19 protein-coding genes and 1 pseudogene are annotated in these 20,950 nt (G+C 55.0%); 13 read left to right on the top strand and 7 right to left on the bottom strand.

Annotation, left to right across the window (positions count from 1 at the left end):
• Window positions 1–73: 73 nt before the first annotated feature.
• Together F7Q90_RS02695 and F7Q90_RS02690 are read right to left on the bottom strand one after the other, a co-directional pair.
• Window positions 74–469 carry an MAPEG family protein gene (locus tag F7Q90_RS02695; protein WP_006120263.1) on the bottom strand — a complete coding sequence of 132 codons (396 nt, stop codon included), beginning with the start codon at window positions 467–469 and terminating at the stop codon, window positions 74–76.
• A gap of 52 nt (window positions 470–521) precedes the next feature.
• Window positions 522–1,343, bottom strand: coding sequence for a DUF72 domain-containing protein (locus tag F7Q90_RS02690; protein ID WP_006120264.1), 822 nt, complete (start codon window positions 1,341–1,343; stop codon window positions 522–524).
• Window positions 1,344–1,563: 220 nt separating this feature from the next.
• Between F7Q90_RS02690 and aspS the strand changes: the two genes are divergently transcribed.
• The 6 genes from aspS to ruvB all read left to right on the top strand — a co-directional run bounded on the left by aspS (window position 1,564) and on the right by ruvB (window position 7,076).
• The gene (aspS, locus tag F7Q90_RS02685; RefSeq protein WP_006120265.1) at window positions 1,564–3,345 is read left to right on the top strand and encodes an aspartate--tRNA ligase; all 1,782 of its coding nucleotides are present in this window, start codon (window positions 1,564–1,566) and stop codon (window positions 3,343–3,345) included.
• Window positions 3,345–3,776: a dihydroneopterin triphosphate diphosphatase gene (nudB, locus tag F7Q90_RS02680; RefSeq protein WP_006120266.1), complete on the top strand. Its 432-nt coding sequence runs from the start codon at window positions 3,345–3,347 to the stop codon at window positions 3,774–3,776. Before aspS ends, nudB begins: the two co-directional genes overlap by 1 nt.
• Window positions 3,777–4,044: 268 nt before the next feature.
• Window positions 4,045–4,788, top strand: coding sequence for a YebC/PmpR family DNA-binding transcriptional regulator (locus F7Q90_RS02675; protein ID WP_006120268.1), 744 nt, complete (start codon window positions 4,045–4,047; stop codon window positions 4,786–4,788).
• A 36-nt stretch (window positions 4,789–4,824) separates the two neighbouring features.
• A complete protein-coding gene (ruvC, locus tag F7Q90_RS02670) occupies window positions 4,825–5,352 on the top strand; it encodes a crossover junction endodeoxyribonuclease RuvC (protein WP_006120269.1) in 528 nt (175 codons plus the stop codon).
• Window positions 5,353–5,448: 96 nt separating this feature from the next.
• Window positions 5,449–6,063, top strand: a complete 615-nt coding sequence (gene ruvA / locus F7Q90_RS02665) for a Holliday junction branch migration protein RuvA (RefSeq protein WP_006120270.1) — start codon at window positions 5,449–5,451, stop codon at window positions 6,061–6,063.
• A gap of 8 nt (window positions 6,064–6,071) precedes the next feature.
• On the top strand, window positions 6,072–7,076 hold the full coding sequence (ruvB, locus tag F7Q90_RS02660; protein WP_006120271.1) for a Holliday junction branch migration DNA helicase RuvB: 1,005 nt from the start codon (window positions 6,072–6,074) through the stop codon (window positions 7,074–7,076).
• Here the strand turns inward: ruvB and znuB are convergent, their stop codons facing one another.
• Together znuB and znuC are read right to left on the bottom strand one after the other, a co-directional pair.
• Window positions 7,077–7,862, bottom strand: a complete 786-nt coding sequence (gene znuB / locus F7Q90_RS02655) for a zinc ABC transporter permease subunit ZnuB (protein WP_006120272.1) — start codon at window positions 7,860–7,862, stop codon at window positions 7,077–7,079.
• Complete coding sequence (gene znuC / locus F7Q90_RS02650) at window positions 7,859–8,614, bottom strand: zinc ABC transporter ATP-binding protein ZnuC (protein ID WP_006120273.1); 756 nt, start codon at window positions 8,612–8,614, stop codon at window positions 7,859–7,861. Before znuC ends, znuB begins: the two co-directional genes overlap by 4 nt.
• Window positions 8,615–8,691: 77 nt before the next feature.
• Between znuC and znuA the strand changes: the two genes are divergently transcribed.
• From znuA to lpxM, 3 genes are all read left to right on the top strand, one after another.
• Window positions 8,692–9,639: a zinc ABC transporter substrate-binding protein ZnuA gene (gene znuA, locus F7Q90_RS02645; RefSeq protein ID WP_006120274.1), complete on the top strand. Its 948-nt coding sequence runs from the start codon at window positions 8,692–8,694 to the stop codon at window positions 9,637–9,639.
• 14 nt (window positions 9,640–9,653) lie between these two features.
• The gene (mepM, locus tag F7Q90_RS02640) at window positions 9,654–10,985 is read left to right on the top strand and encodes a murein DD-endopeptidase MepM (protein ID WP_006120275.1); all 1,332 of its coding nucleotides are present in this window, start codon (window positions 9,654–9,656) and stop codon (window positions 10,983–10,985) included.
• Window positions 10,986–11,098: 113 nt separating this feature from the next.
• Window positions 11,099–12,046 carry a lauroyl-Kdo(2)-lipid IV(A) myristoyltransferase gene (gene lpxM, locus F7Q90_RS02635; RefSeq protein ID WP_151160779.1) on the top strand — a complete coding sequence of 316 codons (948 nt, stop codon included), beginning with the start codon at window positions 11,099–11,101 and terminating at the stop codon, window positions 12,044–12,046.
• Window positions 12,047–12,101: 55 nt separating this feature from the next.
• Here the strand turns inward: lpxM and F7Q90_RS02630 are convergent, their stop codons facing one another.
• Both F7Q90_RS02630 and pyk read right to left on the bottom strand, forming a co-directional pair.
• Entirely contained in the window at window positions 12,102–13,334 is a 1,233-nt protein-coding gene (locus F7Q90_RS02630) for an MFS transporter (RefSeq protein WP_006120277.1), read from the bottom strand.
• Window positions 13,335–13,418: 84 nt separating this feature from the next.
• Window positions 13,419–14,861 (bottom strand): pyruvate kinase, encoded by a 1,443-nt coding sequence (gene pyk / locus F7Q90_RS02625; RefSeq protein WP_006120278.1) that lies wholly within the window; start codon window positions 14,859–14,861, stop codon window positions 13,419–13,421.
• Window positions 14,862–15,664: 803 nt separating this feature from the next.
• Between pyk and zwf the strand changes: the two genes are divergently transcribed.
• A complete protein-coding gene (zwf, locus tag F7Q90_RS02620; RefSeq protein WP_006120280.1) occupies window positions 15,665–17,140 on the top strand; it encodes a glucose-6-phosphate dehydrogenase in 1,476 nt (491 codons plus the stop codon).
• A 189-nt stretch (window positions 17,141–17,329) separates the two neighbouring features.
• On the top strand, window positions 17,330–17,968 hold the full coding sequence (locus F7Q90_RS02615; protein WP_006120281.1) for a bifunctional 4-hydroxy-2-oxoglutarate aldolase/2-dehydro-3-deoxy-phosphogluconate aldolase: 639 nt from the start codon (window positions 17,330–17,332) through the stop codon (window positions 17,966–17,968).
• Between the two features lie 37 nt (window positions 17,969–18,005).
• Here the strand turns inward: F7Q90_RS02615 and purT are convergent, their stop codons facing one another.
• The gene (purT, locus tag F7Q90_RS02610; protein WP_006120282.1) at window positions 18,006–19,184 is read right to left on the bottom strand and encodes a formate-dependent phosphoribosylglycinamide formyltransferase; all 1,179 of its coding nucleotides are present in this window, start codon (window positions 19,182–19,184) and stop codon (window positions 18,006–18,008) included.
• A gap of 172 nt (window positions 19,185–19,356) precedes the next feature.
• Here purT and F7Q90_RS02605 point away from each other — a divergent pair, with 172 nt between their 5' ends.
• Window positions 19,357–20,001: a tellurite resistance TerB family protein gene (locus F7Q90_RS02605; protein WP_006120283.1), complete on the top strand. Its 645-nt coding sequence runs from the start codon at window positions 19,357–19,359 to the stop codon at window positions 19,999–20,001.
• A 117-nt stretch (window positions 20,002–20,118) separates the two neighbouring features.
• Window positions 20,119–20,823 (top strand): annotated as a pseudogene (locus tag F7Q90_RS02600) (oligopeptidase B); the annotation flags it as partial.
• Window positions 20,824–20,950 lie beyond the last annotated feature (127 nt).

Raw genomic sequence — 20,950 nt, 5'->3', positions numbered from 1 at the left:
ATCCGAAGAGACGGCGGAAAGGGCGCTATTCTGGCAGAAACTGCCGCGGCCTGCACCCTTTACGCCGTTAACATTAACGCAAGCTGAGCAAGAGTGGCCAGGGCAGGTGAATCAGGTTAAAAATTACCATACCGGACAGCGAGAATAACGTCAGCATCATGCCATATTTGCGTTTGCTCATGACATCGTTGCGCAGGCCCTGTGCATGCAACACCCGGCCAATGAAAAACAGGATACCGGTCAGGTGCACCATCCAGATATTCGCGCCGTTCATCTCCAGCACAATCAGCAATAATAACCCCAGCGGGATCGTTTCAATGGCATTGCCGTGAATCCGGATGGCCATATGTAAATCGTGATGACCGCCATCGCCATAAGCCACATGATGCTGTCGCCGTAAGCGCACAACATTCAGGGTAAATTTCATGATCAGTAAGGCCCCGATCACCACATATAACGCGCTTATCATTATTGATTCCTTATTTTTACTTTTGCCAGAGGTGTGATGCTGCCGGTCGCTATCAGAATAGCGAATCCTGTTGCGGCCAGTCCGGCCCGGGACCGATGCTGGCATCAATTTTTTGCAGTTCAGGCCACAAGGCCTGCACCAGCGGAAAAACCTGGCCCATGTCGGGCGTGTGAATGAAGACCAGCGGTTCACTTTGCGTATGCCATTCAGCCAGTTTCGTCAGCCAGATGCGAAACAGCGGCAGGCTTTCTTCAAGACTATCGCTGCCGACAAAGCGGATCATCGGGCGCGGTCCTGTTAACAGCGCATGCGGCGGGACGCGCGGTTTTTGCTGGCGGGCGTGCAGCGCCGCCGCGCTTTGTGACGTTGAGGCGTGAACCGGACGGCTGTCCAGCACCACACGATTGACGCCGCGCTGGAGCAGGCCACGATTCAGCGCGCGCTCAGCCTCACCTTTCGCGAAAAAAGCGGCATGTCGCACTTCCACGCCATAGGAAAAAGAGGCGGGCAGACTATCCAGAAAACGCCACAGATCGCTGAGTTGGGCGGGAGAAAAGCTGGCAGGCAACTGGAGCCAGTACTGACCGATGCGATCGGCAAGCGGATGCATCAGGCGAAAAAAGTCGGTCAGTAAGTCATCGGTGTTTTGCAGTGCTGCCTGATGGCTGATTGTGCTGGGGAATTTAAAACAGAAGCGAAACTGATCGTGCGTCATATCCCGCCAGCGCAACACGGTTTCGGGATCCGGCAGTGCATACAGCGTGGTATTGCCCTCAACGGTCTGGAAATAACGCGCGTAGTCCGCCAGGGTTTCAATTCCCCAGCGTTTCCAGTGTGCGTGGTGCCATTGCGGCAAACCGATACGAAGTGTCACGCCTGACTCCTGTCGTTGAGTGTGATGGTAATTATCCTGTAAGGCAGTATATTGACGCAACCCGGTGAAAAGGGAACAGGAAATGCCGTGCTTTAGCGTGGCTCCACTTATCCTGTCAGCCTTTTTCAATTATAATAGCGGCCTTTTTTGCGACAGCACCTGATAAGGTTACGCGGCCTGGTGCTGTCTGCTGCAGCGGCGAAGTTAAAAGGATAGTGTTATGCGTACAGAGTATTGTGGACAGCTCAATCTGTCTCATGTGGGTCAGCAAGTTACGCTTTGCGGCTGGGTCAATCGCCGTCGCGATCTGGGAAGCCTGATCTTTATCGATATGCGCGACCGTGAAGGCATCGCCCAGGTGTTTTTCGATGCCGATCATCAAGAAGCGTTCCAGCTGGCATCTGAACTGCGTAACGAATTCTGTATCCAGATCACCGGTACCGTCCGTGCCCGTGACGAAAAGAACCGAAACAGCGACATGGCGACCGGCGACGTGGAAGTGTTCGCCCACGCGCTGACCATCATCAACCGTGCTGACCCTCTGCCGCTGGATTCTAACCAGACCAACAGCGAAGAAGCGCGTCTGACGTATCGCTATCTGGACCTGCGTCGTCCGGAGATGGCGCAGCGTTTGAAAACCCGTGCGAAAATCACCAGCTTTGTGCGTCGCTTTATGGATAACGAAGGCTTTCTGGATATTGAAACGCCGATGCTGACTAAAGCAACGCCAGAAGGCGCGCGCGACTATCTGGTGCCCAGCCGTGTGCACAAAGGGAAGTTCTATGCGCTGCCGCAGTCACCGCAGTTGTTCAAGCAGCTGCTGATGATGTCCGGCTTCGACCGCTATTATCAGATCGTTAAGTGCTTCCGTGATGAAGACCTGCGTGCTGATCGTCAGCCAGAGTTTACCCAGATCGACGTTGAAACCTCCTTCATGACCGCCGAACAGGTGCGTGAGAAGATGGAGCGTCTGATTCGTGAGCTGTGGATGGACATCAAAGGGGTGGATCTGGGGGCGTTTCCACAGATGACCTTTGCCGAAGCCATGCATCGCTTTGGTTCGGACAAGCCTGACCTGCGCAACCCGATGGAGCTGGTGGACGTAGGCGATCTGCTGAAAAGCGTCGAATTCCAGGTCTTCGCGGGTCCCGCTAATGACCCGAAAGCCCGCGTAGCTGCGCTGCGCGTGCCCGGCGGTGCGGCGCTGACGCGTAAGCAAATCGACGAATACGGCAAGTTTGTTGAAATCTACGGGGCCAAAGGGCTGGCGTGGATGAAGATTAACGAACGTGCCAACGGCTTCGAGGGCGTGCAGAGTCCGGTGGCCAAGTTCCTCAGTGCCGACATCGTGGAAGCGATACTGAACCGCACGGGCGCACAGGATGGCGACCTGATCTTCTTCGGTGCCGATCGCGCGAAAGTCGTGGCGGATGCGCTGGGTGCGCTGCGCCTGAAAGTCGGCCGCGATTTGCGGATCACCGACGAAAACGCCTGGGCACCGCTGTGGGTAATCGACTTCCCGATGTTTGAGGAAGATGAAGAGGGCGGTCTGGCTGCGATGCACCATCCGTTCACCTCACCGAAAGACATGACCGCAGAGGCGCTGGCCAGCGATCCGGTTCAGGCGGTGGCAAATGCCTACGACATGGTGATTAACGGCTACGAAGTGGGCGGCGGTTCCGTGCGTATTCACAACAGCAAAATGCAGCAGACGGTGTTCAGTATCCTCGGGATCACCGAAGAGGAGCAGCGCCTGAAGTTTGGCTTCCTGCTTGACGCGCTGAAATACGGTACACCACCGCACGCGGGCCTGGCGTTTGGTCTGGATCGTCTGACGATGCTGCTGACCGGCACCGATAACATTCGCGATGTTATCGCATTCCCGAAAACCACCGCCGCCGCGTGCATGATGACCGAAGCACCGAGCGAAGCCAATCCTGCCGCGTTGCTGGATCTGGGCATTCTGGTGGCGCCGAAGAAAGAAAAGTCAGAGAACAAGTAATGGGCAATAAACATCCGGTATCGGTGCTGGTGGTGATTTTTGCGCAAGATACTGGCCGGGTCTTAATGCTGCAGCGACGTGATGATGCCAGCTTCTGGCAGTCGGTCACAGGCAGCCTGGAAGTCGGGGAGACCCCGCGCCAGGCGGCCGAGCGTGAGGTGTCAGAGGAGCTGTCCATCAACATTGCGGACGAAAAGTTAGTGCTGGAAGACTGTCACAAACAGATCGAGTTTGAAATTTTCCCGCACTATCGCCACCGTTACGCACCGGGCATTACGCATAACCGTGAACACTGGTTCAGGCTGGCGTTACCCGCAGAGCGCGACCTGCTGCTCACCGAGCATCTTGCCGCGCGCTGGCTTGAGCCCGCCGCTGCTGCTGCCCTGACCAAGTCCTGGAGTAACCGCCAGGCGATTGAGGAATTTATCTGAATGCCTGCCGTAACGCGTTTTTCAGGCGGCAGTGACGTTAAATTTCGCGAATTCGACGAAGCTCATCCTTCGTTCCCTAAACCGGGTGCCGGTGATAAACCGGCGCCGTTAAAATTGAAGAGTCGGGCATCATCGGTATCGCGAAGCCGCGACTGTCAGTGCAGCGCAACCGGAACGTTTATAACGACGTGAGGATGGCAGGCACTGTCGGGAGGCGGATCGTAAGTCAGATAGCCCGTGCGATTGTTAAGATCGGAGAATATGCAAGATGGCTGGACATAGTAAATGGGCGAATACCAAGCACCGCAAGGCTGCTCAGGATGCCAAGCGCGGTAAAATCTTTACCAAAATCATTCGCGAGCTGGTGACCGCCGCGAAACTGGGTGGGGGCGATCCCGGTTCTAACCCACGTTTACGTGCTGCCATGGACAAAGCGCTGTCTAATAACATGACACGCGATACCATGAACCGTGCGATTGCACGCGGTGTGGGCGGCGAAGATGATTCCAACATGGAAACCATCATCTATGAAGGTTACGGTCCTGGGGGATCGGCCATCATGATCGAGTGCCTGAGTGATAACCGAAACCGTACGGTGGGTGAAGTGCGTCATGCGTTCACCAAAACTGGTGGCAACCTGGGAACCGATGGCTCCGTGTCTTACCTGTTCAGCAAAAAAGGCGTGATTTCTTACGCGCCAGGCCAGGATGAAGATGCGGTGATGGAAGCCGCGCTGGAAGCCGGTGCAGAGGACGTGGTGGCGTATGATGATGGCGCTATCGATGTCTTCACCGCCTGGGAAGAGATGGGCACCGTGCGCGATGCGCTGGAAGCCGCCGGTCTGAAAGCGGATACGGCGGAAGTTGCGATGATTCCGTCAACCAAAGCGGAAATGGATGCGGAAACCGCACCGAAACTGCTGCGTCTGATCGATATGCTTGAAGACTGCGACGACGTGCAGGAGGTTTATCACAACGGTGAGATCTCCGATGAGGTGGCGGAAACGCTGTAATGCTGTACCGCTTTCATCGCTGGCTGGAGACGCGTCATGTCTATTATCCTGGGGATTGACCCCGGTTCACGCGTCACCGGTTACGGGGTGATTCGTCAGACCGGCCGCCAGCTCACCTATCTGGGCAGCGGCTGTATCCGCACCAATACGACAGAATTGCCGGCGCGCCTGAAACTGATCTATGCTGGCGTTTGCGAAATTATCACGCAGTTTTCGCCTGATTTTTTCGCCATTGAGCAGGTGTTTATGGCGAAGAACGCCGACTCGGCGCTGAAGCTTGGCCAGGCGCGCGGTGCCGCCATCGTCGCGGCGGTAAACCATGACCTGCCGGTGTTCGAATATGCCGCACGTCAGGTGAAGCAGACGGTTGTCGGAACCGGCGGGGCAGAAAAAAGTCAGGTTCAGCATATGGTCAAATCCTTACTGAAGCTTGCAGCCAGTCCGCAGGCTGATGCCGCCGATGCGCTGGCTATCGCGATTACGCACTGCCATGTTGCACAGAATGCCGCGCGCATGATTGAGAACACGCTGGTGCTGACCCGCGGCCGGCTGCGGCAGCGCTAACGGCAATCCCCGCAATATGCCCGTCAGGCTGGATATTCATCCAGCCTTTTTTATGGTATAAATTCCGCCACATACGTTGAATAAGGAAGGCATCAGGTGATAGGTCGTTTACGGGGAACCATTCTGGAAAAGCAGCCACCGCTGGTCCTGCTGGAGGCGCATGGCGTTGGTTATGAAGTCCATATGCCAATGACCTGTTTTTATGAACTGCCTGAGCTTAATCACGAAGCGATAATCTTTACGCAATTTGTGGTTCGTGAAGACGCGCAACTGCTGTTCGGCTTTAACAGCAAACAGGAACGTGCCCTGTTTCGTGAACTGATAAAAGTCAACGGCGTTGGGCCGAAACTGGCGCTCGCTATTCTGTCGGGCATGTCCGCTCAGCAGTTTGTCACGGCGGTGGAAAAAGAAGAGATTGCCGCGCTGGTCAAACTGCCGGGTGTGGGCAAGAAAACCGCTGAGCGTCTGGTTGTCGAGATGAAGGATCGCTTTAAAGGGATGCATGGCGATCTGTTTGGCGGTGACTCGGCCTTTACGCTGACCACGCCGGGCCCGGAACCCGAAACCAACGACGCCGAAGCGGAAGCGGTTGCAGCGCTGGTGTCCCTGGGTTATAAACCGCAGGAAGCGAGCCGCATGATCAGCAAAGTGGGTCGCCCTGACGCGGATTGTGAAACATTAATTCGCGAAGCGCTCCGCGCCGCTATTTGAGGTAATTCATGATTGAAGCCGATCGCCTGATCTCCGCCGCCAGCGTTAGCGAAGAAGAGAGCCTCGACCGCGCCATCCGGCCTAAGATGCTGACCGAGTATGTCGGCCAGCCGCAGGTGCGGGAGCAAATGGAAATTTTTATCAAAGCGGCCCAACTGCGTGGCGATGCGCTGGACCATTTGCTGATTTTTGGCCCACCCGGGCTGGGAAAAACCACCCTGGCGAACATTGTGGCTAATGAGATGGGCGTCAATCTGCGCACCACCTCCGGTCCGGTGCTGGAGAAAGCGGGCGATTTGGCGGCGATGCTGACCAACCTTGAGCCGCATGATGTGCTGTTTATTGATGAGATTCACCGCCTGTCACCTGTCGTTGAAGAAGTACTGTATCCGGCGATGGAAGACTATCAGCTGGATATCATGATTGGCGAAGGTCCGGCAGCGCGATCGATTAAGCTTGATCTGCCGCCGTTTACGCTGATTGGTGCCACTACGCGCGCGGGCTCACTGACGTCGCCCCTGCGCGATCGTTTTGGTATCGTGCAGCGGCTGGAATTCTATCAGGTGAAAGATTTGCAGCATATCGTCGGGCGCAGTGCCGCCTGTCTGGGCCTGGCGCTGAGTGAGGAGGGGGCCCTTGAAATCGCCCGTCGATCTCGCGGCACGCCGCGTATTGCTAACCGACTGTTACGCCGGGTGCGTGATTTTGCAGAAGTGCGGGCAAACGGTAACTTAAGCGGCGAAGTCTCAGTGACCGCGCTGGACATGCTTAACGTTGACAGCGAAGGTTTCGACTATATGGATCGTAAACTGCTGCTGGCGATTATTGATAAATTCACCGGCGGGCCGGTGGGTCTGGATAACCTTGCGGCGGCGATTGGTGAAGAGCGGGAAACGATTGAAGATGTCATCGAGCCCTTCCTGATTCAGCAGGGCTTTATTCAACGCACACCGCGCGGCCGGATGGCCACGCAGCATGCTTACCGTCATTTCGGTATCACCAAAGAGGCGTAATCACAGCGCCGGTTTGCGCACCATACTGACGATAAACAGTATGGCTGCGCACAGCACCACAGACGGCCCCGCAGGCGTGTCATAAAACGCCGAGAAGGTTAACCCGCCGGTCACTGCCATTACCCCGATCAGCACCGCAATCGCGGCCATCATTTCCGGTGAACGTGCAAAGCGTCGCGCCGTCGCAGCCGGGATAAGCAGCAACGAGGTGATGATCAGCGCCCCGACAAATTTCATCGCCACGCCAATAGTCAGCGCGGTCACCAGCATCAGGATTAACCGGGTGCGTTGAATATTCACGCCATCGACCTGCGCCAGTTCGGGGCTGATGGTCATCGACAGCAACGCGCGCCACTGCCAGGCCATGACCGCTAAAACACAACCTACGCCCGCAGCCATTGCCCCGAGATCGGCAGGGGTGACCGCCAGCAAATCGCCGAACAGGTAGGCCATCAAATCGACCCGCACATTCGACATCAGGCTGACCACCACCAGTCCCAGTGACAGCGCACTGTGCGCCATAATGCCCAGCAAGGTATCAATGGCCAGATGCGGTCGGCGTTCCAGCCAGACCAGCCCCAGCGCCAGACAAACCGTGACCAGAATCACGGCATAATAAGGATTTACATCCAGCATTAAACCAAACGCAACGCCCAGCAGTGAGGCATGCGCCAGTGTGTCGCCAAAGTAAGACATCTTGCGCCAGACGACAAACGAACCCAGAGGACCGGCGGCCAGCGCCAGCATGACGCCGCCCAGCCAGCCCGGTAGCAATAATTCAATCATAGTGGACCCGGTCCCTTGCGAAGTACGATGCGTCCCTTTAAGTCGTGACGATGATTATGGTGATGACGATAGATAGCCAGTTCCTGCGCGCCGCGTGGCCCAAACATGGCAATAAATTCCGGATGCTGGGAGACAGCCTCGGGCGTGCCGGAACAGCAGATATGATGATTGAGGCACAGCACTTCGTCTGTCTTGGCCATGACCAGATGCAAATCATGAGAGACCATCAATACCGCACAGTTCAGCTCATGACGAAGCTGGTTAATCAAATCATAGAGCGCGACCTGACCATTGACGTCCACGCCCTGTGTCGGCTCATCCAGCACCAGCAACTTTGGCTGATTAAGCAGCGTACGCGCAAGCAGGACGCGCTGCATTTCGCCACCGGACAGTTTCTGCAGGGGAGAGGTCAGCAGGTGACCGGCCTGAACGCGTTTGAGCGCAGGCAGAATGTCCTGATGACGTGCGCCACGTGACAAACGCATAAAACGCTCGACGGTAACCGGTAACGTCGGATCGATGTGCAGTTTCTGAGGCACATAACCAATACGCAGGTTCGCACTGCGATGCACCTGACCGGATGAGGGCGCGAGCAGTCCGAGTACCACGCGCACCAGCGTCGATTTACCCGCGCCATTGGGACCCAGCAGCGTCAAAATTTTACCAGGATGAAGCGCCAGGCTCACGCCAGACAGGACGGTGCGTTGAGCAAACTGGATGGAGACATTTTCAAGTGTGACAAGTGATGGCATAAGATTTACAGGTTGCGCAGAATTTCGAATGTTATAATATCACATCCAATCTGTTGATGACGAAGGAATGACGCATTATGTTACATAATAAAAAAGGGGCGGGTTTTACCCTGGCTGCGCTTGTTTTTGCTACCGCCGTTGCTTTGCCCGCTCATGCCAATGTAGTGGCCTCCATTAAGCCTGTTGGCTTCATTGCCTCTGCGATTGCGGACGGGGTAACACCGGTGGAGGTCTTGCTGCCTGATGGCGCATCCGAACATGATTATGCCCTGCGCCCGTCTGATGTAAAACGCTTACAAAACGCGGACTTAGTGGTCTGGGTGGGACCAGAAATGGAAGCGTTTATGACCAAATCAGCCGCCGCCCTGCCAGAAAAAAAGAATCTTGAGATAGTACAAATTCCCGGCGTAAAAACGATGTTGCTGCGGGGCGGTGAAGACGATGATCACGATGACCATGAGGCAGCAGAGCACGATCACGATGCAGAGCATCATCATCATCACGGTGAGTTTAATATGCACTTGTGGATGTCACCCGAAATCGCGCAAAAAACCGCGGTTGCAATCCATGAAAAATTATTGGAACTTATGCCGCAGGATAAAGTCAAACTTGACGCCAACCTGCAGCATTTTGAGGCAGAATTAGCGGACACAGATAAGCGCATTATCTCACAGCTTGCCCCCGTTAAAGATAAAGGGTATTTCGTTTTTCACGACGCTTACACGTACTTTGAAAAACACTACGGTCTCTCGCCCACCGGGCATTTTACCGTTAACCCAGAAATTCAACCGGGTGCACAGCGCTTACATCAAATTCGAACACAGTTGGTTGAGAAAAAGGCCGTTTGCGTCTTTGCTGAGCCACAATTCAGGCCGGCGGTCATCGATGCTGTTGCCCGTGGAACGCAGGTGCGTAAAGGCACGCTCGATCCACTGGGCACAGACATCAGCTTAGGAAAAGACAGCTATGTGAAATTCCTCTCACAGCTGTCGAGCCAGTATGAGACCTGCCTGAAAGGAGCATAGAGGAATAGTTTAACGTGCAGCAGATAGCCCGCTCTGTCGCCCTCGCATTTAATAATTTGCCGCGCCCCCACCGCGTTATGCTGGGATCGTTAACCGTTGTTACTCTGGCCGTCGCAGTCTGGCGGCCTTATGTTTACCATCCGAATGATGATGTTACGCCCATTGTCAAAGCCATTGAGTTAGAAAAAAACGAGTTTCGCACACTGCTTCCTGAAGCCAGTGAACCTATCGATCAAACCACGCCCGAACCCGATGAAGAACTGCCTTCAGACGACGTCGATCAGGATGTCGCCGATACGGCAGGCACGCACGATTACACCGTCTCCTCAGGCGACACGCTCAGCAGCGCACTGAACCAGTATGGCATCGACATGAGCGACATTAATGCGCTGGTGGCCAGCGATAAAGATCTGCGTAATTTGCAGGTCGGTCAGCAGCTCAGCTGGACGCTCAATGATGCCGGCGCACTGGATACCTTTACCTGGGAAATCTCGCGTCGTGAAACCCGCACCTATACGCGCACCGATAAAGGTGGCTTTAGCATGCAGTCGCAGATGCAAAAGGGTGAATGGCGCAACAGTGTGATTCAGGGCGAAGTCCGCGGCAGCTTCGCCGCCAGCGCTATGCGTGCCGGTTTAAGCAGTGCAGAGGCCAGCAGCGTGATCAAAGCCATGCAGTGGCAGATGGATTTTCGTAAGTTACGCGCGGGCGATAAATTCAGCGTGCTGATGTCGCGCGAAATGCTGGAAGGTAAGAGCGCGCAAAGCCAGCTACTGGGTGTGCGTTTGCGCAGCGGCGGCAAAGATTATTACGCGTTCCGGGCCGAAGACGGCAAATTTTACGACCGCAGCGGTGCGGGCTTGGCGCGGGGCTTTATGCGTTTCCCCACCGTGAAACAGTACCGTGTCTCGTCGAACTTTAATCCGCGCCGTCTTAATCCGGTGACGGGCCGAATTGCACCGCACAAAGGTGTCGATTTCGCGCTGCCGGTTGGTACGCCTGTGCTGGCTGTGGGCGATGGCGAAGTCGTGGTGGCCAAAAACGGCGGTGCCGCCGGTAACTATGTGGCCATCCGTCACGGCCGTCAGTATATGACGCGTTACATGCACCTCAAAAAAGTGCTGGTGAAACCGGGGCAAAAGGTAAAGCGTGGCGATCGCATTGCGCTCTCCGGCAATACCGGCCGTTCAACCGGACCGCATCTGCATTTTGAGATCTGGATTAATAATCAGGCTGTTAATCCCCTGACGGCCAAGCTGCCGCGCATGGAAGGTCTGACGGGCAAAGATCGTTCGCAGTATCTTGCTCAGGTCAAAGGCTGGTTACCGCAGTTGGGGATGAAGTAAATACTTTGATAACGTCGACGGCATGGCCGTCGACTTTTTTATCTCTGGCGCAGGATGATTGCAAATTTACTCGTCGCCACTATCATTAGCCCGTCATTGATTGAGGCGAGTGCATGGAAACCCGTAAAAAAAATAACATTGAATTTATTCCCGTTTTTGAACGTTCTTTTTTAAAGCCAAAATACTGGGGCAGCTGGCTGGCCATTGGCGCGCTGGCGGGTATTGCATTGATGCCGCCTCGCGTGCGCGATCCGCTTCTGGGAGGGCTCGGCAAGTTTGCTGGTAAGCTGGCGAAGGGCGCGCGTCGCCGTGCGCTCATCAATCTCTATTACTGCCTGCCTGAATTAAGCGAATCTCAGCGTGACGCGATTGTCGATCAGATGTTTGCCACCGCACCGCAAGCCATGGCCATGATGGCCGAGCTGGGTATGCGCGATCCGGCACAGATCCGCCAGCGGGTTGAGTGGCACGGTCGGGAAATTATTGATCAACTGCAGGCCGACAAGCAGAACGTGATTTTTCTGGTGCCGGATGGCTGGGCTGTGGACATTCCGGCCATGCTGCTGGCCTCAGAGGGACAGATGATGGCCGCGATGTTCCATAACCAGAGCGATCCGCTGGTGGACTATGTCTGGAACCGTGTCCGCCGTCGTTTTGGTGGTCGTATGCATGCGCGCAACGATGGCATTAAGCCGTTTATCAGTTCGGTCCGTCAGGGCTACTGGGGCTATTATCTGCCTGACCAGGATCACGGGCCGGAACACAGTGAGTTTGTCGACTTCTTTGCCACTTACAAAGCTACCTTACCCGCCGTTGGTCGGTTGATGAAAGTCTGTCGCGCCCGCGTCGTGCCGTTGTTTCCGGTGTATAACGGAGCAAGGCATAAGCTGGAAATTTACGTTCGTCCGCCGATGGATGACTTACTCGAAGCGGATGACCGTCAACTGGCGCGGCGGATGAATGAAGAGGTAGAAGTGTTTGTGCGTCCGCATCCGGAACAATATACCTGGATACTGAAACTGCTTAAAACCCGAAAAGCGGGTGATGTCGAACCCTACTAGCGAGACGAGCTTTATCCTCGTAAATAAAGAAAGGCCGCATGGCGGCCTTTCTGATTTAGACGGGCGTTACTTTGGCGTGACGCCTGCGTTCCCGCAGAAACATCAGCATCAGGCCAAACCACAGGACACCACTGATAAAGTTGATCAGGCTAAACCAGATCACCCCACCGCTAAAATAGAAGTGCTTCGCCAGCTCAATGCCGGTAGCCAGTGTCAAAATGCTGATCATGCCCAGCATGGCCGCGACGCTGCCTTTAGCTTCATCGCTGGCATAGAGCGTCAGCCGGTAAAGTCCGGCATTCACCATCCCGCCGCCGAACGCGTACAGGCTTAATCCTGCGGTAATCAACAAATAGCTGTGTGTGTTTATCAGCGTGGCAAATAAAGCAAGGCTTAACCCGAGTAATATGGGCCAGGCGGCAAATTTCACGGGTTGCTCAATCGGCATCCGGCCAACCAGTTTGCTCAGGGTCAGGTTACCGGCAATCATTGCCATAAATACCGGCAGCTGGAGCAGGGCGTACTCCATTCGTGAAAGTCCTTCATCACGCATCAGAATGACCGGGGACAGGGCCACCCAGGTCAGAATGGGAATGAAAACCAGTCCGATGGCAAAGGACCCAAACATCACCTGACGATCTTTTATCAGTCGGCCATAATTGCGCGCCAGCACCGGCAGCGCAATGGACTGGTGACGATCGCCGGCGGTTTCAGGCATGACCCGCCAGAGTACGATAAACGCCACGGCGCTGCAGGCGGCAAACAGCCAGAACATACTGCGCCAGCTTCCGACCGTGAGCCAGGCGGCGCCGGCCAGAGGCCCGGCGAGCGGTGCCAGCAGGGCGACATTCGCCATCAGCGCCATAATGCGCACGGCCAGTGCTTCCTCGAACGCTTCCTGAATGGCGGCATAGCCGACCGCACCAATAAAACACAGGCTAATTCCCTGAAGGAAACGCAGACTGACGAACTGCTCAATGTCGCTGACCCAGGTAGTCAGAATACAGGCGGCGGCAAAAAACAGAATGCCGGACAGCAGCACAGGCCTGCGGCCATATTTATCAGACAACGGGCCAAGCAGCCATTGTAAAACCACGCCACCCAGCAAATAGGCCGTGAGAGAGGTGGAAACCCACTGATCGCCTACGTCGAATTCGGCGGTGACCAGCAACATGCTGGGTTGGATCATATCGTGAGCAATATAGGTGGCGAACTCATAAAGCACCATCGCCAGCGGAAACAGCATCACGCGTCCGGTCAACTGGCGGATGGGTTGATAACGGGCCATCTGGCCTCCTTATGAAAAAACAAAAAACGCGACTGCAAGGCAGCCGCGTTTAAATGGTAATACAGATGTGTATGAAAAGCGGTATTAATCGACGCGCAGCACCCGGCCGGTGTTAGTCGTGCCGATTGCCCCCATCACATCCCCTTGCGTGACGACTACTAAATCACCGGAGACGAGGAAGCCTTTGTCACGCAGCAGATTAACGGCGTCATGGGCGGTGGCCACGCCTTCGTTATCGCTGTCGAAAAACACGGGCGTCACGCCGCGATACAGCGCGGTGATATTCAGCGTACGTTCGTGGCGCGACATGGCAAAGATCGGCAAACCTGATGTGATACGTGAGGTCATCAATGGCGTACGACCGGATTCCGTCATGGTAATAATGGCGGTCACGCCCTGCAGGTGGTTCGCTGTGTACATGGCTGACATGGCGATCGCTTCTTCGATATTATCGAACTGCACATCCAGACGGTGTTTAGAGACATTCACGCTTGGGATTTTCTCGGCACCCAGACAGACTTTTGCCATGGCGGCAACGGTCTCCGCCGGATACTGACCGGCAGCGGTTTCGGCTGACAGCATTACCGCATCGGTGCCGTCCAGCACGGCGTTGGCGACGTCCATGACTTCGGCGCGCGTCGGCATAGGATTGGTGATCATTGATTCCATCATCTGTGTCGCGGTGATGATGGTACGGTTCAACTGGCGCGCACGGCGGATAAGGGCTTTCTGAATCCCGACCAGTTCCGGATCGCCAATTTCCACGCCCAGGTCGCCACGGGCAACCATCACCACGTCAGAGGCCAGAATGATGTCATCCATGGCTTCCTGCGAGGCGACCGCTTCGGCACGTTCTACTTTCGCGACCATTAACGCGTCACAGCCCGCATCGCGCGCCAGACGGCGGGCATAGTGCATATCCTCACCACAACGCGGAAAGGATACCGCCAGATAGTCCACGTTGATTTTGGCGGCCGTGATAATATCGGCTTTGTCTTTCTCCGTCAGGGCTTCAGCCGACAGGCCTCCGCCCAGTTTGTTGATGCCTTTATTGTTAGAAAGCGGGCCACCTACTGTCACTTCGGTAAACACTTTGACGCCCTGAACCTCCAGCACCTTCAGCTGGACGCGACCATCATCCAGCAGCAGGATATCGCCGGGTACCACATCCTCGGGCAGACCTTTATAGTCAATGCCGACGCGTTCTTTATCGCCTTCGCCTTTGCCCAGCGCCGCATCAAGCAGGAACCGGTCGCCCACGTTCAGGAAGACTTTACCTTCTTTAAAGGTGGATACACGAATTTTAGGGCCTTGCAAATCGCCCAGAATGGCCACATGTCGACCGAGTTTTGCCGCAATCTGACGCACTTTATCGGCACGCATCTGGTGATCTTCGGGCGTACCGTGTGAAAAGTTAAGACGCACAACGTTGGCACCAGCAGCAATGATTTTTTCGAGATTGTTGTCGCGGTCAGTGGCTGGGCCGAGAGTGGTTACGATCTTGGTTCTTCTTAAACGTCGGGACATAGAGATTCCTTTGAATTTTGGAACTGAGCTGAATCGTTACTTTTTAAGGTATTAGCCCGTCAGATACTGATTACCACACAGAGGTATTATTATACATTCGAGTGTGTCAGAACTGTGGCACTGCGCCCGGAAGACGTCCAGTAAAGGCGCTTTTGTCAGATACAATACTGAGACTCACCGAGGAAGTCATCCCCCCTTCGACGCTAGCGCCAGCTTAATTGGCCAGACGCAAGTGACGCAGCCATTCTGCGTGTCACAACGCGGCAGGATGAACAGCCCGTTCATCTGTATCGTAGTTACAGCCGGGCCGCGCGTAACAGACCAGGCTGTTGCGGTCGTTCGTTTGCCGGTGGGGAAGGCATTGTCTGTTGTTTGGCCCACGAAGCCGGTGTAAACAGCGAAAAGCGTAAAGCGGCAAGTGTTGCACCGGCGCATTATCCCGACCGGATAGCGAGTAAATATCTGTTAGAATGGATAAATGCTGAGATGAAAGGCAATGCTGCCGGGGTGACCCTGTAGAATCAGCCGCGGGGCAAGGTCTGATAAGTCGGCTGGCCTTTTTTTTGCCATAATCAGCATCGCACTGGCTGCAGCCAGACAATTTTTGACACAGAAAAATAAGCGAAAGCGCACGGGTCAACCTACCACAGACGCGAATTACGCGCAGAGTAAGTAGGGTGACGCCGCGGGCTGGTTTACCTGGTCTGGGGAAAAAAGTACATTGTGCTGAAAGTAAATAACAACATGGACCCGGTGCTCAGGATGCATCGCCACCGGGACTATCCTGCAACGAGGAGAGGAAAATGGCGGTAACACAAATAGCCCAGGCATGCGATCTGGTAATTTTCGGCGCCAAAGGCGATCTCGCCCGTCGTAAACTGTTGCCCTCGCTGTATCAGTTAGAGAAAGCGGGTCAGATTCATGAAGAAACCCGGATTATCGGCGTTGGCCGTGCAGAGTGGGATAAAGCTGAATACACCAAAGTGGTGCGTGAGGCGTTAGAAACCTTCATGAAGGAAAAGATTGACGAAGCGCTCTGGGATAAGCTCAGTAACCGTCTCGATTTCTGTAACCTTGATGTCAACGATACTTCGCATTTCCCAAGACTGGGTAAGATGCTGGATCAGAAAAACCGCACCACGATTAACTATTTCGCCATGCCGCCCAGCACCTTCGGGGCCATTTGTCAGGGCCTCGGCATGGCCAAGCTCAATGCGAAACCGGCGCGCGTGGTGATGGAAAAACCGCTCGGCACATCGCTGGAAACGTCAAAAGAAATCAACGACAGCGTAGGCGAGTATTTCGATGAGAGTCAGGTATTCCGTATTGACCACTATCTGGGGAAAGAAACGGTTCTGAATCTGCTTGCGCTGCGTTTCGCAAACTCCATCTTCGTGAACAACTGGGATAACCGCACCATCGATCACGTGCAGATTACCGTGGCTGAAGAGGTGGGCATTGAAGGCCGTTGGGGTTATTTCGATAAAGCCGGGCAGATGCGCGATATGATCCAGAACCACCTGTTACAGGTGCTGACCATGATAGCAATGTCTCCGCCTTCCGATCTCAGTGCCGACAGCATACGCGATGAGAAAGTGAAGGTGCTGCGTTCGCTGCGTCCTATCGATCAGACAAATGTCCGTGAGAAAACGGTGCGGGGTCAGTACACCGCCGGCTTTGTGCAGGGCAAAAAAGTTCCCGGCTACCTGGAAGAAGAGGGCGCCAACAAAACCAGCTCTACGGAAACCTTTGTGGCCATTCGCGTCGATATCGACAACTGGCGCTGGGCGGGCGTGCCCTTCTATCTGCGCACCGGTAAGCGTTTGCCGACCAAGTGTTCTGAAGTCGTGGTGTACTTCAAAAACCCGGAGATGAACCTGTTTAAAGACTCTTACTCCGAGTTACCGCAGAACAAACTGACCATCCGTCTACAGCCGGATGAAGGGGTGGACATTGAGATCCTGAACAAGGTGCCGGGTCTGGATCACAAACACAAACTGCAGACGACCAAGCTGGATCTGAGCTACTCAGAAACCTTTAACCAGTCTCATCTGGCGGATGCGTACGAGCGTTTACTGCTGGAATCGATGCGCGGCATTCAGGCACTGTTCGTGCGCCGTGACGAGGTGGAAGCCGCCTGGACTTACGTTGACTCCATCATCAACGCCTGGGCCGCAGATGGTGATTCCTCCAAACCTTATCAGGCCGGCACTTGGGGACCGGTGGCGTCCGTCGCGATGATCACGCGAGACGGCCGTTCCTGGAATGAATTCGAATAATCCCTTCCCAGCCCGCATAATGCGGGCTTTTTTTTGCACCACCTCTCAAAAATGAACTGCTGTTTTAAAAACTTTATCCGTTGATGGACGGTGAAACGGAGAATCCTGTATGGTAGTCGTGCTGTTAACCGGACTGGCGCTGTAAAGGCTTCGGCGCAGTGATCACAATGTTATTTACCAGGGGAAGTGATGAAAAACTGGAAAACGAGTGCAGAACAGATTCTGAAAACCGGACCGGTCGTGCCGGTAATCGTGGTTAACAAGCTGGAACATGCGGTTCCCATGGCTCAGGCGCTGGTCGCCGGCGGCGTCAGGGTGCTGGAAGTGACCTTACGCACGCCCGTGGCGATGGATGCCTTACGCGCCATTATCAAACAGGTGCCAGAGGCTATTGTCGGTGCGGGAACGGTGCTGAACACACAGCAGCTCCAGGAAGTGACGGAAGCGGGCGCACAGTTTGTAATCAGCCCTGGTATCACCGAGTCCTTACTCAAGGCCGCCGTTGAAGGGCCAGTTCCGCTTATTCCCGGCATCAGCACGGTGTCAGAATTAATGACCGGCATGGATTACGGTCTGCGAGAGTTTAAATTTTTCCCGGCCGAAGCCAACGGCGGGGTAAAAGCGCTACAGGCCATCGGTGGGCCTTTCCCTCAGGTGCGTTTCTGTCCGACGGGCGGTATCTCACCAGCGAATTACCGTGATTATCTGGCGCTGAAAAACGTACTTTGTATCGGCGGCTCCTGGCTGGTGCCGAACGAGGCGCTGGAAGCAGGGGACTGGCAGCGTATTACGCAACTGGCCAGCGAGGCCGTCGCGGGGGCCCGCTAACGGGCAGACGGTGAGCCCGCAGGCTCACCGCACTCACTTAACCCTGAACGCTGACGGCAGCCGCACTGGCTACCGCGCGCGCAACAGCCTCTTCCGTTGTCTCGGCGCAGGCCAGAGCAACACCTAAACGACGCTGACCTTCAATTTCGGGCTTGCCAAACAGGCGCAACTGCAAACCCGCCCCCAGTGCTGCTTCTACATTCGCAAACCGGACATTCTGGCTGGTTAACTGCGGCAGAATAACGGCTGAAGCAGAAGGGCCGTACTGGCGAATCGCCCCTACAGGCAGCCCCAGGAACGCGCGGACATGCAGGGCGAATTCTGACAGATCCTGCGAGATCAGCGTCACCATGCCAGTGTCGTGCGGACGCGGAGAGACTTCACTGAATACCACTTCGTCGCCGCATACAAACAGCTCCACACCAAATAATCCATAGCCACCCAGTGCGTTGACCACGGTTTCCGCGATATGCTGGGCACGCTTTAGCGCCAGGTCGCTCATCTGCTGCGGCTGCCATGACTCACGGTAATCGCCGTCTTCCTGGCGATGACCGATAGGGGCGCAGAAATGAATGCCGTCAACGGCCCTGATGGTCAGCAGGGTGATTTCAAAATCAAACTTCACCACGCCTTCAACGATAACGCGTCCCGCCCCGGCGCGACCGCCTTGTTGCGCATAATCCCAGGCCTTATCCAGCTGGCTGGCATCGCGAATAAAACTCTGGCCTTTGCCGGATGAACTCATAACGGGTTTGACGATGCAGGGAAAACCAATCCCGGCGGCGGCAGCGACAAAATTTTCTTTGCTGTCGGCAAAGCGGTAGGTTGAAGTGGGCAGCGCCAGCTCCTCTGCGGCCAGACGACGAATGCCTTCGCGGTTCATGGTGAGGCGGGCAGCGCGGGCAGTGGGCACGACGCGCTGACCTTGCTGCTCCAGCTCCAGCAGTTTCTCTGTTGCGATGGCTTCAATCTCAGGCACCACGAAGTCTGGTTTCTCCTGGGCAATAACGGCGGCCAGTGCGTCGCCGTCCAGCATATTTATCACATGGCTACGGTGCGCTACATGCATCGCAGGCGCATTGGCGTAGCGGTCAACCGCAATCACTTCCACACCCAGACGCTGACATTCCAGCGCGACTTCTTTGCCCAGTTCTCCTGAGCCTAACAGCATGACGCGCGTGGCAGCAGGGCGTAGCGCAGTTCCGAGAGTCGTCATCATTTCACCTAAGCAGTCAACCAGTCAAAATTCGCGCGCAGTATAAACGAAAACGTTTGCGTTCTCACCCCTTGCGCACATTTCATCTCGTTTGCGCTACTTTTCCTGCTCTGACGTTTCCTGACATCTTTTTGGTAATGATGATGTTTCTGGATGGTAACAGGAGTAAATAATGAATAACTGGCTGCAACAGATTCAATCAGTACTGGCAAAAAAGAGCGGTGACGGCAAATCCTGCGGCGGGCTGAGTGAGATGCTGGCTCCCGGTGCGCTGGGTGGCCTGGCGGGATTGCTGGTGGCCAGTAAATCATCACGCAAGCTGTTAACTAAATATGGCGGCAAAGCCTTAATCATCGGCGGCGGGGCAGCAGCGGGCGCGGTGTTGTGGAACAAATACAAACAGCGGGTGCGTGAAACCCATCAGGACGAACCGGGTTTTGGTGAGTTACAGACGCCGGTTGATCAGCGCGCAGAACGACTGGTCACGGCCTTGGTGTTTGCCGCCAAAAGCGACGGGCATATTGATGACCGTGAACGTGCGACGATTGAGCAGAACATTCATCAGGCATGCTATGGTCAGGATGCGGAGAAACTGATCCAGCAGGCCATGCAGCGGCCGCTGGACCCCGAATGGCTGGCGGCGGATGTTAAAAATGAAGAAGAAGCACTGGAACTCTATTTTCTCAGCTGTGCCGCCATTGATGTTGATCATTTTATGGAGCGCAGCTACCTGTCGGCACTGGGCGACGCGCTAAAAATTCCGCAGGATGTCCGAAAAGGTATCCAGCAGGATATTGATCAGCAGAAGGCCAGTTAACCCATGTCCGGGCCCGTAACAGGGCCCTGAACACGCTCATAATCACTATCCCTGACTTGGCATCTGAAGACATTAGTGCAACCCTTAATGTTGATGATGTTCAGCAGGATGGATGATATGAAAGCACCTGACGCGAAAAAAATACCTTACGAGATGTCGCTGCATGGCGAGACGCGGGTCGATAACTACTACTGGTTGCGTGATGACAAACGCGAAAACAGCGATGTGCTGGACTACCTGCGTGCTGAGAACAACTATGGTCAGAAAATCATGGCGTCACAGGAGCCATTACAAAACCGTATTCTCCACGAGATCATTGACCGACTGCCGCCTCAGGACCATTCCGTTCCCTACGTAAAAAATGGCTACCGCTACCAAAGCCGTTATGAAAGTGGTAACGAATATGCCGCCTATTACCGGCAGCCTGCCAGTTATCAGGAAACTGATGAATGGACATTGCTGCTGGATGCCAATCAGCGGGCTTCGCACAGTGATTTTTATACCATGGGCGCGCTGCATATCAGCCCGGACAATCAGGTCATGGCCCTGGCAGAAGATTTCCTTTCCCGCCGCCAGTACGGCATTCGCTTTCGCAATCTGGAAAACGGGAGCTGGTATCCTGAGGTGCTGAATGATGCCTCTTCCAGCTTTGCCTGGGCGAATGATTCACGCACGCTCTACTATGTGCGCAAGCATCCGCAAACGTTGCTGTCTTACCAGCTCTGGCGGCATGAACTGGGCACGCCACAAAGCGATGACCAGCTGGTTTATGAAGAAAAGGATGATACCTTTCACCTCAGCATTCATAAAACCACCTCAAAAGTAAGCGTCACATTTAAACCGTCTGTGCAGCGGGCTCCGGTTCCGGGAAAATAGTGTCCATCATTTTTTAATGGACACTATCGCGTGAAACACCGGACATGGCTCCTTGAGGCGCTTCGCCTCCATT

This window comes from Pantoea stewartii subsp. stewartii (genome assembly GCF_008801695.1).
In the GTDB taxonomy this organism is placed as follows: Bacteria; Pseudomonadota; Gammaproteobacteria; order Enterobacterales; family Enterobacteriaceae; genus Pantoea; species Pantoea stewartii.
The sequence above is the reverse complement of the archived record's forward strand: the minus strand, read 5'-3'. Positions and strand labels throughout refer to the sequence as shown.